The sequence below is a fragment of the Fibrobacter sp. UBA4297 genome, from assembly GCF_002394865.1.
Lineage (GTDB): Bacteria > Fibrobacterota > Fibrobacteria > Fibrobacterales > Fibrobacteraceae > Fibrobacter.
The window spans coordinates 97,827-114,503 of sequence record NZ_DGUZ01000001.1 but is presented as its reverse complement, the minus strand read 5'-3'; the positions used below and the strand labels follow the sequence as shown (position 1 = coordinate 114,503).

The following is a 16,677-nucleotide window of genomic DNA, read 5'->3' as shown; positions in this document are numbered from 1 at the left end:
AAAAATTTTTGATGTTTAATCTCTACCCACAGCTAACCAATCTCGTCGCATGGCTATACGACATTGTCAACTGCGGAGCAGGATTTGAAGGTACGGCGGCCGTCAGCGGAATTATTCTCGTTGCACTCATCCTTTCACTCGTCGTTATCGGTATTTTGCTAAACCTTGTCGAGCGGTTAGAATTTGCATTCTTTTGTTACTTTTTCGGCTACAAGGCTGCGTTTTACCTTGTCAACCATGTCACCATTCCGGGCACAATTCTCCATGAACTTTCGCACGCCCTGCTCGCGACAATCACAGGCGCAAAAGTGAATGAAGTAAGTTTTTTCGACCGCGACAAAAATTCACTCGGACACGTAACTTATCAGGCTAAAGGCCCGTTTTTTCTACAAGCAGTCCAGCACTCGCTTACGGCGTGTGCACCGGTCATTGTGGGGCTTGCAAGTTTCGCCCTCGTTTCATACTTTTTACTTACAACAAAAGGCGGATTTTGGACGCAAACGCTGCTCATTTATCTTGGAATTTCAATCATCAACCATTCCTCCATGAGCATCGCAGATTTAAAGCTTTATTTTAAAGGCGTCTGGGCTCCCGCCATCCCCCTATTTGTTATCATATTCATTTTTTGCAAAACGGCACACTCCTAAATCGACTCTAACGCGCTGCAATACGCACGACCATCAACAATATGAGTGTACGAAGCCCTGAAAAATAAAGTATATTTCTCCATAGGTTTGGTTATGGCAGAAATCTTTGATTACGATGACTACCGGGATATGATCAAGGATTATTACTTGGAGCATAAGAAACACAACTCCTTGTATTCCTTCAGCACTCTCGGCAAAACGCTTGGCTTGGATTCAAGTCACGCTTACTACATTGTTCAGAAAAAGCGCAATCTCCCCGTCCACGCAGTCCCCGCCGCAAAGAAAATGCTCGGGCTTGACGGTCGCGGAGCCGCATACTTTGATTTGCTGATTGTCGCATCGCGCACGAAATCCGAAAAGACAAAAGCGGAAATTTTGCAAAAGGCGTTCCAGCTGCGCGATGTGAAACGCCATTTGCTCAAAGACAACGAGCTCAAGTATTTAAGTGCCTGGTGGACCATCGTCGTAAGAGCGCTCATCGAAGTGAAACACGGCAACGTGGACATTCCGGAAATTGCAAACAGCGTAATTCCGCCTATCACCGAAGAACAGGCGCAAGAAAGCATCGAGATTTTGAAATCGCTCGGATTTATCCAGCCGATTAACAACAACAGCAAAGTCCGCCTCGCCGACCCGCACATCACGGTTCAAGGCGCCGAAAAGGCAGAAGCCATCCGCAGCTTCCATTCGAAGGTCATGCAGTTCGGCATCCGCTCGCTCAATGAAATTCCGCCAGAAAACCGAGATATTTCGACCATCACCATGGCCGTTGACGCCAAAGGTTTCGAAGACCTGAAGAAAATGCTCAAGGAATTCCGCAAGGAAATCCAGATTCGCGTCGACAAGTGCATCGTCCCCGATCGCGTTATGCAGTTGAACCTCGCCTTATTCCCCGTCGCACTCAATAAAAAGAAGGAGAAGTAAAATGAAAAATTTTAACAAGCTTCTTTATTTGGTTCCCTTTGGACTCCTCGCTGCCTGCACCGCAAGCAACGACACGGCCGGGAATACGACGGAAATAGAAAACGCCATCGCGATTCGAATCTTTGATGCCGGTACGCCGGCTGCCAAGGTGCGCTACCAGGTGCTCCCCTCTTGGTATGTCGCTGACACCGCCGAAACAGCTACTGTAAACTACACCTACGAAGGTATAACCGACACGAACGGTTGGGTCCACATCGACGGTCACCAGAACGGTTCATACACTATTAATTTTATCAAGGGCGATTCGTCCATTGTCTTGCAGTACACGTTCAACAACTTGAACCACGAATACAAGCTCGACAGTGCATCGCTCGAAGCGACAGGCACGGTCAAGGGACTCGTAGACCTGCCGGACAGCGCAAGATTTGCCTGGGTAGCCGTTCAGGGCGTGAACACGATTGTCAAGACCGATACGCTCGGACAGTTCGTCATTCAGAAGGCTCCGTGCGGAAACCTCACTGTGAGCGCCTGGGACGATGACGACATAAACTCTATCGGCCAAACTTCGACAACAGTCACGCCGAAGGACACGATTGACCTCGGCCTCATCGAAAACCCGAACAAGACGTTCCCGGAAAAATCCATCCGATTCATGCCCTCCGAATTGATTTCGGACTGGATGCGCCCGCTCAGTTTCCCGACCGTTCTCGTTCTGCGCCTGACCGAAGAAAACTTTGATTTCTCAAAGGCAGAGAAGGACGGTAGCGACATTCGCCTCTACGACGGAAGTGGCAACCTCATCCCGTTTGAAATCGACGGCTGGGACACGACCATCAACAGTGCAACCCTCAACATCCGCGTTGAAAGTGCAGCCGATACGGTCAGACCATGGCTACTCACCTGGGGCGACAAGAAAGCAGCCAAGCTCGACAGCGTCAAAGTCTGGGAAGGGCTCAGCGATTCGCTTATCAGCGCTCTCAACAGCGTCGAGGTTTTGAATTTCGAAGCAGGCACCGACTTAAACGCACTGCCCGCGCCACTTAACTACAACTGGTACGTACAACCGCACGATAGTGCAACGGTCAAGAACAACCTTGACCAAAAGCCGACCAACGGCATCGAAAAGGCTGACAGCACCATCTTCGGCAAGAACATGCTGCATGTGCAGTACCAGGCGAACAAGCTCGGCCGCTACGTTGTCATCGGGACGCGCATAGCCGCGCACCAGCACGACTTGAGCAGACTCGACTCCGTGGAAGTTTGGCTCAAGGGCAGCGGGGATTTCGAAGTATTCCTCGAGACGATTGTAGAATCCGATACAAACTACAAGACCTCGTATAAAGGAAGTGTCAACGAAGAATGGACTCGTGTCGCCATCAAGCCATCCGATTTCACAAATCCGGACAAAAAAAGCTACCACGGCTGGGACGTGACACGCAACAAGATTACGCGCTTTACCATCTTTGTGTACAACGGCACGGATATCTGGATTGATAACGTCAGAATGTACGGGATCAATTTAGACGACTTGCTGTAACTAGTTATTCGCTCAGAGTTACTAGTTGATAGATACAGGGTTGTTGTGGAAAAAATGGCCGTTTGGGATTGGAAACTCTATTCGGCCAAGGTCACTAGGTAAAAAAAATCATGAAGAATAGTGATCCGAGTCTCCATCCGATACAGAAGCATCAATTCTCCAACACTAATTGACACCATTGAATCCAATCCCAAATCGGCTGTATTTGGACACCCGTAAACTATCTTTATTTACGGCTTATTTCTCAAATGGCAGTTTTTTGACCATTGACAAAATGTCAAATAATTGGCAATACTGCCCAAACACGCAAGTCGGATAACAAATATTTACGTCTATAAAAGCCCACAAAAATGCAATATGCGGGCCTTTCCTAGAATTTTGTGCGTTTTACGTAATAGATGTAAATGCCAGCAAGGACAGATATCGTAGCCACCCAGCTGAGCGGGTAAATCACCATCAGAGAAGCAAAAGAATTGTACTTGGGGAACACAAGGAGAACCCAGGTAATGCGGATACCGCAAACCCCGACCATACAAGTAAGCGCTGGCAAAAGCGACTGTCCCATGCCTCGGAGCGCGCCCGAGAACACATCTAGGAACACGTTTATGAAAAGGAGGCCCACCACGACGTACATGCGAATCGCACCAATTTCGATAATGCCCTGGTCAGAGGTAAACACAGAAAGTAGTGGGTGCGCAAAAAGGCAACAGAGAAGGCTCAACACAATCGTCGATGAACCGCCAAGCAAGAGCGTCCAGCGCACGGTACTGCGGCAACGCGCCATGTTCCTTGCACCGTAATTTTGTCCCACGAACGTCACACAAGCATGCGAGAAAGAATTGAGCCAGTAGTAAACGATGAACTCGTAATTGAGTGCAGCCGCAGAAGCCGCCACCGTCGCAGAACCGAGACTATTGATAGCCGACTGGAGGCAGACATTGCTAAACGAGAACACAACGCCCTGAAGCCCTGCCGGGAGCCCCACACGCATGATGCGTCCTAAAAAGAACGGAGTAACACGCAGTTTCCAGAATTCGAGCTTGAACGGTCCCATTTCATGTAGCAAGAAGTAGCACAACGTAAGCCCGCTAATGGCGTTTGCAAATACGGTCGCTATCGCGACGCCCGACACGCCAAGCCCAAAGCCTGCGACAAGAATCAAATTCAAGACAACATTTATCGCCCCTGCGACAAGGAGCACGTATAGCGGGCGTTTCGTATCGCCTTTTCCACGCAAGATGGCCGCTATAAAATTGAACAACATCATAAAGGGCATGCCCGCAAAATAAATTCGCAAGTAGCGTACCGCCATGTCCAGGATGTCCAATGGCGTGGAAATCGCCGAAAGGATGGGCCTTGCAAAAAAGACGCCGATAAACGAAAGCAGGATTCCGCTAAAGAACGAAACAATAACGGAGGTGTGTACGCTGCGCGTCACGGAACGGTAACTGCGTTCGCCAACGGAATTGGCGACCACCACGTTCACGCCAACAGAAATCCCTACAAACAAGTTGATGAGCAAGTTTATCACGAACGTGTTGGCACCGACAGCAGCAAGCGCCTTGTCGCCTGCAAATTGCCCGACCACGGCAATATCGGCCGCATTGAACAGTTGTTGCAAAATGCTCGTCGCCGCAAGCGGAATGGCAAACCTCAAGATTTTTCTTCCGAGAGGGCCGTTCAGCATATCCATGTTCGTCTTTAACGCATCTGTTGCCATATAGCACCTGAAAACCGCGGCAAATTTAGATTTTTTGCTAGCCTCATCAAAGGGCATTTTTCTACCTTTACATCGCAAAAATCAGGTGACTAAAATCGCTATAGGATAAAGCGATTACTGGCGCCACAAAATTAGTCGGCGGCAAATTCCGCCACAAATCGGAGATTATCATGGGTTTTAAATGCGGCATCGTAGGCCTCCCGAACGTAGGCAAGAGCACAATTTTCAACGCAATCACCAACGCGGGCGCAGAATCTGCAAACTACCCGTTCTGCACCATCGACCCGAACGTCGGCATGGTGAGCGTCCCGGATGCCCGCCTTGATGAACTTGTGAAGGTCTACAACCCGAAATCCATCGTCCCGGCCGTTACAGAATTCGTGGACATTGCAGGTCTTGTAAAGGGGGCTTCCAAGGGTGAAGGTCTCGGCAACCAGTTCCTCACCCACATCCGTGAATGCGAAGCCATCATGGAAGTGGTGCGCTGCTTTGACGACGAAAACATCATCCATGTGAACGGTTCCGTGGACCCGATCCGCGACGTCGAAGTGATTGAAACGGAACTTATCCTCAAGGACTTGGACACCGTCGAAAAGCGCCTTGCTACCGAAGCAAAGTCTGCACGTACCGGTAACGCCGAAGCCAAGGCTCGCCTTGCCGCTTGCGAACTTTTGAAGACGACTATGGAAGAAGGCCGCGCTGCCCGCACCGTGATGCACGACAGCGAAGAAATGGAAGGCATCGTCAAGGACCTCGGACTCCTCACCGCAAAGCCGCTCTTCTACTGCGCAAACGTGAAGGAAGACGATATCCTCACCGGTAACGCTTACGTGGATAAGCTCAAGGAATACGCTTCCAAGCACGGTCACGACGTGATTGTCATCAGCGGCAAGATCGAAGAAGAACTTTCTGCCATGGAGCCCGCCGACAAGATTGAATTCTTAAAGGAACTCGGCATGAAGGAATCGGGCCTCGACGCCGTGGTCCGTAAGGGTTACGAAATCCTCGGACTGCGCACGTTCTTCACCGCTGGCGAAAAGGAATGCCGCGCCTGGACGTTCCACGCAGGTTTCAAGGCCCCGCAGTGTGCAGGCGTCATCCACACGGACTTCGAACGAGGCTTTATCCGCGCCGAAACCTTAAGCTATGCCGACTTCCTCAAGCACGGCAGCTGGAACGCCGCCAAGGAAGCAGGGCTTGTCCGTACGGAAGGTAAGGAATACCTCGTGCAGGATGGCGACATCATGTACTTCCTGTTTAATGTGTAATGGCGCCGGTGGCGCAGTAGGCAGGATCGCCAAAACAAAACTTGTCATGCCCCACTTGATGGGGCATCGCCTTTTTAAACGAAAGGGAGATTCCCGCTCGGAGGCGGGAATGACAGAGCATGAGAAAAGGTCGCGAGCAATCGCGACCTTTCTTATTGAAATCATTAGATCCTTCGACTTCGCTCAGGATGACACTACTTACGAGCTTTCTTCCGTTCGCGACGGGCCATTACCATCGGGCGAACAAGCGTTGCGATGTTCATCGCCGTTCCGATCAAAATGAGGAAGCTTGCGCAGTAAAGCCCAACGCCCCCCTCAACTTTTAATAGCGGGATTCCAAGCGTAGCCCCGATTTGCGAGAGCTTCATCAAGAGCGACCACAAAGAAATCATGGACAAAAGTCCCATCACGATTGACGCTAACGGAACAATCCAGGCAAACACAGCCGCCAAAAAGATTGCCGCTACGATACCGTACAAATGATGGACAGGTTCCATTTTCGGGTAATTCGGCATTTGCGTCTTGAAATGATCCAGAATCTTCGGATTTTCCTTGACCATGCGATTCATCTGGTTCAAAGCCGAAGATTTAACCGATTCATCCAAATCAACGCCCGATGCAATCTGGTAAAAAGTCATTTGAGCAATTGGCTTGCTATCGTCTTTTGCCGAGCAAGAAACATTTGCCAAAGGCATCAACAAAGCAAGCAATACGAGCAAATACGGGAATGCAGTCAGTTTCTTGAAAATGCTTTTTTCCTTATTAGAATTATCACTCATTATCTTTTTTCCTGGAGAATTCTTTCGAGCGGGAACACACAGCGGAAGCCAATGAAATCAGACCAATAGCGAGGATCTTCATCATCACGCACGGTCATGTTCAACTTTTTCACCTTGTCCTTCCAAGAACCGCCCTTCAGCACCTTACTCGTTCCCCAATAAGAGCCAGTCGGATTCGAATCTTCAATAGAGAACGTAATGGCAAAGTAGTTATCACGAGTCCATTCAGCAACGTTGCCCGACATATCGTAAAGGCCCCAAGCATTCGGAACTTTCGAAGCGACATCGTGCGGACCATAGGCTTCATCGCCCTTGCCTACCTTCAAGGAGTTTTCTGCATAAATAGCATACTTGCTCACACTCATGACATCATCTGCAGTCCAGAGAACGCCATCGTTGCTTCCGGCACGACCAGCAAATTCCCACTGGGCTTCAGTCGGCAAATCACCACCAAGAACCTTGCAAGCGTACTGAGCATTTTCCCAAGTGATATTTTGCACCGGTTTCTTTTCGCCCTTGAACACAGACTTGTCCGGATAGCGCTTTGCAGAATCCAAACGAGCCATGATCTTCTGGAAAAATTCTTGAGTCACTTCAGTTGTATGGATTGCAAACGGAGACATGGACACAACTTTACCACGGAAGCGGAACGAGCCAGAATCAATAACAGCAACAGTTCCGCGGGTCGCGTGTTCAACAATTGTTGCACACGGAGCAGTCTTAACTGTATCCTTCGGAGCAGAAGACGATGAACTTACGATTGCAGAAGAAGAAGACGATTCCGTTCCCCTTCTGAGCCATTCCACCACTTCCTTTTCCATAGCGATGTGTTTCGGCAAAATAAATTCACCCATGCCCACGTAAAGGGAATCGCCAAGTCTGAAACCAAGCTTTTCGTAACGGTACTGGAAGCGACCAACGAGGCTCCCTTCCTTAAACACCCAAACCGGCTTATTGTTCACCAAGAACAAAGTCGTCACGAGATTGGAGTCTCCGGAGGCAAGTTTTTCAACGAGCGTATCCATCGAAATTCCATCGACAACGCCTTTCCACGTCACCTGGACACGGCCATGATCGGCACCAAAGTTCAAGCTCAAGGAATCCACCTTAGTCACAATAACAGTTTTCTTCGCTGTATCTGCCGCAGCCTTTTTTGCTTTGCCCTTCGTCACTTTCTTTGACGGTTCCACAGGAACGGTTATTGTATCCGTCCTGACAATTTTTTCGATGGCAACAGGCATCATGTTAATCTGAACCGGGAGCGCCTGGAGGCTATCAAGTTTTGCGTGAAATGCCTTATAAATGTTGCTGACTTCCCCAAGTTTTTTGTTGCGCCACAATGTCTGGGCTTCTTTACGCTTGAGGTTATAGTGAGAAACATAGCCTCGATAGTCCTTGTCCGATTCGGCAAGTCCAAGAGAATCCGCAGGCTTAATTGCCGGATAGAATTTCGAGAATTCCATCGTGTCCACGCGGTTCACATTTTTTTCAACATCTGCAGAGAACGTATCATAAAGAGATTCTGTTTCTTCAAGCGTTTGCAGAGCGTACACCTTATCAAGCGTGACAGACGTCTTTGCCGAAGTAGAGGATTTAGAATCCGAAGAGGCAGCACTAGAAACAGGAACTGCGCTAGAGCTAGAAACACCTGCATCAAAGTCAGGAATAACGATTTCCGAACTGGAACTAGAACCCACAAGAACGGCCGCCGGAACAGCTTCGCTAGAGCTCGAGCTTTGCATAGCCACAACCGCAGCAGCTTCGCTTGAACTAGAAGCAACAACAGCTGAATCCGGGCACGGGAACTTCACATTGAACGTGAGCACTTCACCCGGCTTGAGCACAGCGGCATCCACATATGGAAGCTGATCCGGAGCGCCAAACGAGAAAATATAAACGCCATTTTCAGCAGGATAAAGCGCACGGGTGCCCGGTTTCATTTTAGAATTCAGAGGCAGGACTTCCAAGTTCTTTTCGTCCGACTGGATTTGCACCATGCCCGGATGATTGCTTTCCTTCAGAACTTGCCACTTGCCATTCTTCATGAACAGGAGCTTCGAGACTCGAGGAGAATAAACATATTCGGCATCAAAATAGATGTCCGCTTCATCCTGGAAAGCTTTGTACTGGCGAGAAGCGTACAGGCGCATTCCAAACACTTCGCGTGTTCCCAAGTGATTTTCCTTGAGGCTAAATGCATGGAGCTTTTTATATTCTTCTGGTTTTGCCTCACCCGAGAACCACAAATACTCTTTCGCCGATTTCTTGTGGCGGAGATAGAGACGATTGGGATGCAACGGGAATACCGGTTCCTGAGAAATGGCGACAGAGCTATCCAATGCAATAGCCATATCCGTCGCATGTTCTAGAACATTACCAACTTTGAAATTACTCGGATTCAATTTAAAGTTGCGATCTTCATCTGCCATGGTAATTGCTGGCACCAGCAATAAAAGCGGAAGCAATCGGGAAATGTTCATATGCGCTCCAATCTTATTAAGGATCTTCTTCTCAAAAAAAATAATTTCTTCTAATCAAATTAGTTCCATTATTTTGTAGAATTAGCCCCCATTTCGAGCAAATAACCGCCATTTGAACCGCCCACAGGTCCCAATTCAACCTTCCAATCCGCTAAACGGATAATATCGGGGTGGTGTTCGATGACTATGACCGTATCGCCACGGGCCGAGAGCCTGCGCAAAAGGTTCCAAAGGATCTGAATATCCTTCAAATGGAGGCCAGTTGTCGGCTCGTCAAGCAGGTAGACCATTTCTGTTGCCGGACGGCGGCAAAGTTCTGCAGCAAGCTTCAAGCGCTGGGACTCGCCACCCGAAAGTGTCGTCACGGGCTGACCAAGCTTTACGTAAGGGAGGCCCACATCGCGGAGGCACTCGAGTTTCGGTAAAATTTTCGGCTGGTCCCTAAAGAACTCGCAAGCTTCGACGACGCGCATGTCGAGCACATCGGCAATGTTCTTGCCCTTGAACGTGACTGTTAGGGTTTCCTGGTTGTAGCGTTTGCCGCCGCAAGCTTCACAAGTTTCCCAAATGTCCGAGAGGAAGTGCATTTCGACAGCGATGGCGCCGCGTCCTTCGCAAACGGGGCAACGCCCACGCGCAAGGTTGTAACTGAAACGACCGTAATCAAAGCCTTTAACCTTGGACTGTTCAAGCTTGGAGAATAGCTTGCGGATATCGTCAAACACCCCCGTGAAGCTCGCCGGCGTACTGCGCGGCGTACCTGAAATCGGGCTCTGGTCCACAAGCAATACTTCGCCGCTCTGCTTTTTGCGACCGCGTGCCTGGAACTGCTTTTTGAGTGCCGGGAAAATTTCATCGACGACAAGTGAACTCTTGCCCGAACCTGAAACACCACAGACAACGCTCACCGCCTTTTTCGGGAACTTCACAGACAAATTCTTCAAGTTATTTGCCTTGAGGTTCTTGAATTCGTAAAATTCCGTATCGTCCGTGATTTGCACGGGATCCAGCTGGTTTGCGACTGGAGTCGAATACGTGAGGAACTTGACCGTTTCGCTGCGCGGGAACTGCTGCAACGCATAAGGTTTCGCAAGTTCTGCAGGCGAGCCTTCGGCAACAACTTCGCCACCGAAATCACCCGCACCCGGGCCCATATCGATAATGTGGTCTGCGGCCTGCATCATCTTAAGATCGTGTTCCACAACCACGAGCGTATTGCCAAGGTCACGCAAGCGGTAAAGCGTGTCGAGGAGCTTCGCGGTATCGCTTTCGTGGAGGCCGACGGTCGGTTCGTCAAGCACATACAAGACGCCCTCGAGACCGCTACCAATCTGACTTGCCAAGCGGATGCGCTGGGATTCACCGCCCGAAAGCGTATCGCCCGCACGGTCAAGGCCAATATAGCCAAGGCCCACGCTAATCAAGAAGTCCAAGCGGCCAATAATTTCGCGGAGGAGCGGCGCGGCAATCGTCTTTTTGCTTTCGGCGGTCACAGAAGTCGCATTTTCTTCTTTTGCAAAATCGACTTTTGCAAACCAGTCGCGGGCTTCGGCAATGCTCATGTGATGCACATCCATGATGTTCTTGCCCAAGATGCGCACTGCAAGATATTCAGGCTTCAAGCGTTCACCATGACAATCGGGGCATTCTTCGCCATCCTTGAAGTGACCAAGACCAAGGCAAGTTTCGCAAGCACCCCAATGCGTGTTGAAACTGAAATGTTTCGGGTTGAGTGCAGAATCCATGTACCAGCCGCATTCCGGGCAGCCCGGCTTTTCGCTAGCCGAGAGACGTTCTTCGCCTTCGCAATCCACATAAAGGATTCCGTTACCATCGCGATAACCGCGTTCAAACGCTTCGACAAGGCGTGCGCGATTTTCTTCCTTGACCACCACAGAATCAACCACGGCAAGCAACTGCTTTTCGCGTGTCGGAACTTTGGGCAACGGAAGTTCCACGAGCTTTTTACCGAGATATGCCTTGCGGTAACCCTTCTCCGTCAAAATCTTGGACAACTTAATTTCGTCTTTGATTTCGAACGGAGCAAGAACCGTCACCATTTTGTTGATGTCTCGGTCAAAAGCAAATTGCATCAAGTCGCCAGCGGCATAAGAGCTGACCGGCTTTCCGCAATGGAGGCAGTGGGCGGTTCCCACGCGGGCCCACAAAATGCGGAAGTAATCGTAAATTTCGGTAAGTGTTGCGACCGTACTGCGCGGGCTCTTGCTTGCGCTCTTCTGGTCAATCGCAATGGCAGGCGCCAAACCCGAAATGGAATCGATGCTACCGCGATCGGGGCGTCCCAAGAAGCGGCGAGCGTACGTGCTAAGCGTTTCGACAAAGCGGCGCTGGCCTTCGCTAAAGAGCGTATGGAACGCAAGGCTCGACTTGCCCGAGCCCGAAACGCCCGTAATCACCGTGAGTTTGTGGCGCGGAATCGTGACGTCGATGTTCTTGAGGTTATGCTTGCGCGCTCCGTGAACTTCGATATCAAGCGAGTAATCTTCGCCCTTTTCGTCCGTACGGACAAAGTGTTTATTTTCGCCGTGCTTTTTCGCCAAGACCGGAGCCAAGTAACGCCCCGTTTCCGACTTTTTGCATTTGGCAATTTGTTCGGGAGTTCCCGTAGCGATAATGCGACCGCCGTTTACGCCCGCATCCGGGCCAAGGTCAATAATCCAGTCCGCGCACTTGATCACATCGAGGTTGTGTTCAATCACCACGACGCTGTTGCCGAGACTACGCAAGCGGTTCAAGCATTCGAGCAATCGGCGGATATCTTCAAAATGCAAACCGGTTGTCGGTTCATCAAGCAAGTAAAGCGTCTTACCCGTCCCCGGGCGGCGCAGTTCCGAAGCAATTTTTACGCGCTGCGCTTCACCGCCGCTCAAAGTTGTGGAGGGTTGCCCAAGCGTAAGGTAGCCAAGGCCCACTTCGCAAAGGAGCTTGAGCGGTTCTGCAATTTTCGGAATGTCCTTGAAAAATTCAGCCGCATCGCTGATGCTCATGTCGAGAACTTCGGAGATGTTCTTGCCCTTAAAATAAACTTCACGAGTCGCTTCGTTAAAGCGCTTGCCGTCGCACACATCGCAAGTGACTTGCACACTCGGCAAAATGTGCATGTCGATGACCTTCACGCCCGCGCCTTCGCAAGCATCGCAACGACCGCCCTTCACGTTAAAGCTGAAGCGGCTCTTCGTGTAGCCACGCACCTTACTTTCTTCCATGCCGGCAAAGAGGTCGCGAATGTCATCCCAAATTTTCGTGTAAGTAGCAGGGTTGCTTCGCGGAGTGCGTCCAATCGGTGTCTGGTCAATTTCGATGACCTTGTCGATGTTTTCAAGACCTTCCAAGTGGTCAAACTTGCCGACCGGTTCTTCGGAATTGTAGAACACACGAGCCAGTTCGCGGCGCAAAATCTGGTTCACAAGTGTACTCTTGCCCGAGCCCGAAACGCCCGTGACTACTGTAAACGCACCGCCAAGCGGGATTTCAACATCAATGTTCTTGAGATTGTTTTCGCAAGCACCGCAAACCTTGAGCTTTGGCGTATTCTTGTCAATTCTCATGCGCTGCGCTGGAATTTCAATCGACTTGCGACCGCTCAAATAGGCACCCGTAAGTGATGACTTGTTCTTTTCCAGTTCTTCGACCGTGCCAACCGCCAAAATGCGACCGCCTTCGACACCCGCGCCAGGGCCCACGTCAATCACGCAGTCCGCATGACGCATCGTATCCTCATCGTGTTCCACGATGAGAAGGCTGTTGCCTTGGGCTCGCAAGCGCTCGAGCATCTCGAGCAACTTATCGTTGTCACGTGGGTGCAGCCCGATACTCGGTTCATCAAGCACATAAAGCACGCCCTGGAGCCCCGCCCCCACGGCGCTTGCGAGCCTGATACGCTGCGCCTCACCGCCCGAAAGCGTCGAAGCCTTGCGGCTAATGTCCAAATAACCAAGGCCCACCGCCTTCAAGAATCCAAGGCGCCCACGGATTTCCTTGAGCACTTCACGACCGATGCGCTGTTCCTTCGGCGAAAGCTTTAGCTTGTCAAAAAACTCGACGGACTTTTCAACGGACCATTCCGTCATCTCGCAAATGTTATGACCGTGGAAATCGACCGCTGCAGCAATGCGGTTGATTCGCGTGCCATGACATTCCGGGCAAACGCCTATCTGCATGTACTTTCGGAAGTGGTAAATATGCCACATATCCCAAAGTTCCTGCATAATCGTCACCACACCGCGTTCACTCCCGCTCGGAGTCCCGTACAGCACGGCATCCTGTTGCGCCTTCTTGAGTTTACACCACGGCGTATCCAGCGAAAAGTGCATTTCGTTTGCAATCGTGCGCAAATTACGCCAGCCAAAATCGCTAAAGATAATGCAGCCGTCATCCTTCTTTTGCGGGGCAAGGCAACCCTCTTTCAAAGACAAATTCGGATTCGGCACAATCAAGTTAATGTCAAATTCGCAACTTTCGCCAAGGCCCTTGCACGCGGGGCATTGACCCTTCGGGTCATTAAAGCTAAAAAATCGCGGTTCGAGTTCCGGGATAGAAATTCCGCACTTCGGGCAAGCGAGCTGCGTACCCTGCAAGCGGTATTCTTCCTTCGCGGCACCATCCACGCCCGCCTCTTGCGATGTCAGCAAGAACGACACGAGCTTTCCGTCCGTGAGCTTGAGCGCACCTTCAATCGATTCGCGCAAACGGCTCATGTTCTTGCGTTCGAGCGTCAAGCGGTCAATCACCACTTCAATCGTGTGCTTCTCGTAACGCACCAAAAGCGGCACTTCTTCGAGCCTGTAAATCGTCCCATCGACACGCACGCGGACAAAACCATTTTCCTTGAGTTCGGCAAGTTCCTTGCGGTATTCGCCCTTACGCTCCTGCACAATCGGCGCCATCACCAGAATCTTTTTATTCTCGTCGCTAGCGTACAAGTTATCGACAATCTGATCCACCGACTGCGCCTGAATCACCTTGCCGCACTTGGGGCAATGCGGAACGCCGAGGCGAGCAAACATCAAACGGTAATGGTCCAAAATCTCGACCACCGTACCCACCGTACTGCGCGGGTTACGGTTCACCGTCTTTTGGTCAATCGAAATCGTCGGCGAAATTCCGCGAACGCTTTCCACATCCGGATGCTTCATGCGACCGATGAACTGGCGCGCATACGCCGAAAGCGATTCCACAAAGCGGCGCTGCCCTTCCTGGAACACCGTATCAAACGCCAAGCTCGACTTGCCCGAGCCCGAAACGCCTGTGACCACGACAATCGAGTCGCGGGGAATCGTCAAATCAACATGGCGGAGATTGTGTTCATGAGCATCGCGGATTTCAATAGATTTCGTCATGACCGCAAATATAGGAAAAGACCGCCAAATTGTCTAAAAAATAGTGAACATCTGGATAGAATATAGATAGAAACAGCCACGATTTCTCGTGGCTGATCTTCCTCCTCACAATATAACTCTCAGATTTCTTTAGTTACCACACTGGTCATAGGATCCGAACTTATCCACGACAAATTCGCCATCCACAGGGAACTGAAGTCGCACGGACGTAATTTTTCCGATGACATCTTCAATCTTTTCACTAGATTCCTCGTCAATATTCTTGAAAGCCTTCCAAGAAACCTTGCCCCACGTCATGTCGTCGGAATATTCAACTTCAGTATACCAGTATTTATTTGCAGCGGCATCGGTGACAAGAGCGATTCTAATGAAGTTGTAAGTACTGTAATGGATGCAAAAGCCATCCCATGCGCTGATATCAGCCGGTTCATTATTTGAACTTACAGTATTAAAGCCAATCGTCGCAACACTATCCAAATTATAGAGAAAATCATCAGATTTCACGTATGCCGTAAACTTATGATGTTTATTCAACAAAGATGCAATGACATTTCCGTTATCATCAGCTTCAACATCGTCGGGGAACCCGAAACTATACGTATCCATTTCATCCGGAGAGTTGGTCCAAACGCCACCAGCCGTTGCACCGGAAATTCCGAGATCCACATGGTCGCCGTCAACGGATGCATCCCACAAGAAGCTCTTTCCAGACTTGTAGCTAGAAGACTGCGTCGGCTTCACTTCTTCAAATTCACCTGATTCCTTAACAGAAAGGTTTTCCGGCACCAAGGCGCTAATACGTCTGATTCCGAAACGTGTTCCAGCCTTGTTTTCCTTTGCAAATTTCAAGCGTACCTTCGCCAAATGCTTCAGGATATCGTCAGAACCATTCAAGACATCGGCGAACACGGCACAGTTCTTTTCCATATCGTCGTTCTTTGCCAAAGTCATTGTCTTGACACTCTTTTCAAGAGTTCCCGTCGAGGAATCCCCAGGAACAAGTTCCATCACAATATCCATTTGCGATTCATATTCCAAGCACAGGCCCTTCCACAAGCCAGACACATCGGCCGTATAAATGAAATCCTTGTCATTTTCAGTGGTTTTCCCAGCAACAAGGAATCCAAAACCAACATCCGGATTTGAACTAGAACCCTCGAAGACTACATTTCCATAAAGGCCTTCACTATAATAGATCCTTTCAGCCATATCCGAAAAATCACCTTCGCCATCCCAGTCAAAGTAAGCTTCGGAAGAATTTTCAAAGAAAGTCAGCTCGCCAGAAGTACCCTTATCGCCTTTTTCAAAGCCAGTCTCTACGCAGGACTTGCCATCCTTACCAATCCACATATCCGAGCGAACATAAGGAGTCAGGCGCTGGATGCTAAATTCACCCGATGCACCCGATTCGCCCACAAAGACCAGCTGCACAGAGCGCACCTTCTTGACAACGTCAGAACCATCCGTATCATCCGACTTCTTCATCTTGAAATCTTCCCAAGATGCGCAATGACTTTCGGATCCAGAATCCTTCATATTCAGGCTGACAAAAGGCACATCCTTGTCTACAGAAGAGCTTGCGTAGTCTTCCGTGTCAAGGCGAACTTCCACAACAAAGTCAGACTTGTACGAGACGCACAAACCATCGCCACCCTGAGAAAGATCGGTTGGAGAACCATCCGGGTTGGAAACATCATAGGCGATACCGGCACGGGCAAGGTCATCCCCGGACTTTTTCAGCGAAACACGGCCGAGCAAAGCGCTCTTGGTATTTTCCAGCTTAATATCGGATCCCTTCATGACATTCCAATCCTTAAGATTGGCAGTCTCATTCCAGAATGCATTTTTTTCTTCGGTGGTTCCATAGCTTTTGGAAGCCACGGAATCATCTGAACACGCCGTCAATGCAAGGGCCCCTAACAACCCCAAACACAAAACGTTAGTTCCAATATATTTATTCAT

9 protein-coding genes are annotated in these 16,677 nt (G+C 49.9%); 4 read left to right on the top strand and 5 right to left on the bottom strand.

Going from position 1 to position 16,677, the window contains the following annotated elements; translation table 11 throughout:
- Positions 1-11: 11 nt before the first annotated feature.
- The 3 genes from B3A20_RS00495 (at position 12) to B3A20_RS00485 (ending at position 3,108) form a co-directional block, all read left to right on the top strand.
- A complete protein-coding gene (locus tag B3A20_RS00495) occupies positions 12-647 on the top strand; it encodes a hypothetical protein (RefSeq protein ID WP_290760699.1) in 636 nt (211 codons plus the stop codon).
- 93 nt (positions 648-740) lie between these two features.
- Positions 741-1,571, top strand: a complete 831-nt coding sequence (locus tag B3A20_RS00490; RefSeq protein WP_173474638.1) for a DUF4423 domain-containing protein — start codon at positions 741-743, stop codon at positions 1,569-1,571.
- A 1-nt stretch (position 1,572) separates the two neighbouring features.
- Positions 1,573-3,108, top strand: a complete 1,536-nt coding sequence (locus tag B3A20_RS00485; RefSeq protein ID WP_290760694.1) for a hypothetical protein — start codon at positions 1,573-1,575, stop codon at positions 3,106-3,108.
- Positions 3,109-3,478: 370 nt separating this feature from the next.
- Here B3A20_RS00485 and B3A20_RS00480 read toward each other — a convergent pair whose 3' ends face one another.
- Entirely contained in the window at positions 3,479-4,828 is a 1,350-nt protein-coding gene (locus B3A20_RS00480; RefSeq protein WP_290760691.1) for an MATE family efflux transporter, read from the bottom strand.
- Between the two features lie 170 nt (positions 4,829-4,998).
- Between B3A20_RS00480 and ychF the strand changes: the two genes are divergently transcribed.
- Positions 4,999-6,096, top strand: a complete 1,098-nt coding sequence (gene ychF, locus B3A20_RS00475; RefSeq protein WP_290760687.1) for a redox-regulated ATPase YchF — start codon at positions 4,999-5,001, stop codon at positions 6,094-6,096.
- 194 nt (positions 6,097-6,290) lie between these two features.
- Here ychF and B3A20_RS00470 read toward each other — a convergent pair whose 3' ends face one another.
- The 4 genes from B3A20_RS00470 to B3A20_RS00455 form a co-directional block, all read right to left on the bottom strand.
- Positions 6,291-6,875, bottom strand: coding sequence for a hypothetical protein (locus tag B3A20_RS00470; RefSeq protein ID WP_290760684.1), 585 nt, complete (start codon positions 6,873-6,875; stop codon positions 6,291-6,293).
- Positions 6,875-9,355: a formylglycine-generating enzyme family protein gene (locus tag B3A20_RS00465; protein WP_290760681.1), complete on the bottom strand. Its 2,481-nt coding sequence runs from the start codon at positions 9,353-9,355 to the stop codon at positions 6,875-6,877. Before B3A20_RS00465 ends, B3A20_RS00470 begins: the two co-directional genes overlap by 1 nt.
- 68 nt (positions 9,356-9,423) lie before the next feature.
- Positions 9,424-14,715 carry an excinuclease ABC subunit UvrA gene (uvrA, locus tag B3A20_RS00460; RefSeq protein ID WP_290760678.1) on the bottom strand — a complete coding sequence of 1,764 codons (5,292 nt, stop codon included), beginning with the start codon at positions 14,713-14,715 and terminating at the stop codon, positions 9,424-9,426.
- Between the two features lie 129 nt (positions 14,716-14,844).
- Positions 14,845-16,677, bottom strand: a complete 1,833-nt coding sequence (locus B3A20_RS00455; RefSeq protein WP_290760675.1) for a hypothetical protein — start codon at positions 16,675-16,677, stop codon at positions 14,845-14,847.

Excerpts from the sequence above, each read along its gene's own strand:
- B3A20_RS00480 (WP_290760691.1), bottom strand. The coding sequence starts at position 4,828 with ATGGCAACAGATGCGTTAAAGACGAACATGGATATGCTGAACGGCCCT.
- B3A20_RS00465 (WP_290760681.1), bottom strand. The coding sequence starts at position 9,355 with ATGAACATTTCCCGATTGCTTCCGCTTTTATTGCTGGTGCCAGCAATT.
- B3A20_RS00485 (WP_290760694.1), top strand. The coding sequence starts at position 1,573 with ATGAAAAATTTTAACAAGCTTCTTTATTTGGTTCCCTTTGGACTCCTC.
- ychF (WP_290760687.1), top strand. The coding sequence starts at position 4,999 with ATGGGTTTTAAATGCGGCATCGTAGGCCTCCCGAACGTAGGCAAGAGC.
- B3A20_RS00490 (WP_173474638.1), top strand. The coding sequence starts at position 741 with ATGGCAGAAATCTTTGATTACGATGACTACCGGGATATGATCAAGGAT.
- uvrA (WP_290760678.1), bottom strand. The coding sequence starts at position 14,715 with ATGACGAAATCTATTGAAATCCGCGATGCTCATGAACACAATCTCCGC.
- B3A20_RS00470 (WP_290760684.1), bottom strand. The coding sequence starts at position 6,875 with ATGAGTGATAATTCTAATAAGGAAAAAAGCATTTTCAAGAAACTGACT.
- B3A20_RS00455 (WP_290760675.1), bottom strand. The coding sequence starts at position 16,677 with ATGAATAAATATATTGGAACTAACGTTTTGTGTTTGGGGTTGTTAGGG.
- B3A20_RS00495 (WP_290760699.1), top strand. The coding sequence starts at position 12 with ATGTTTAATCTCTACCCACAGCTAACCAATCTCGTCGCATGGCTATAC.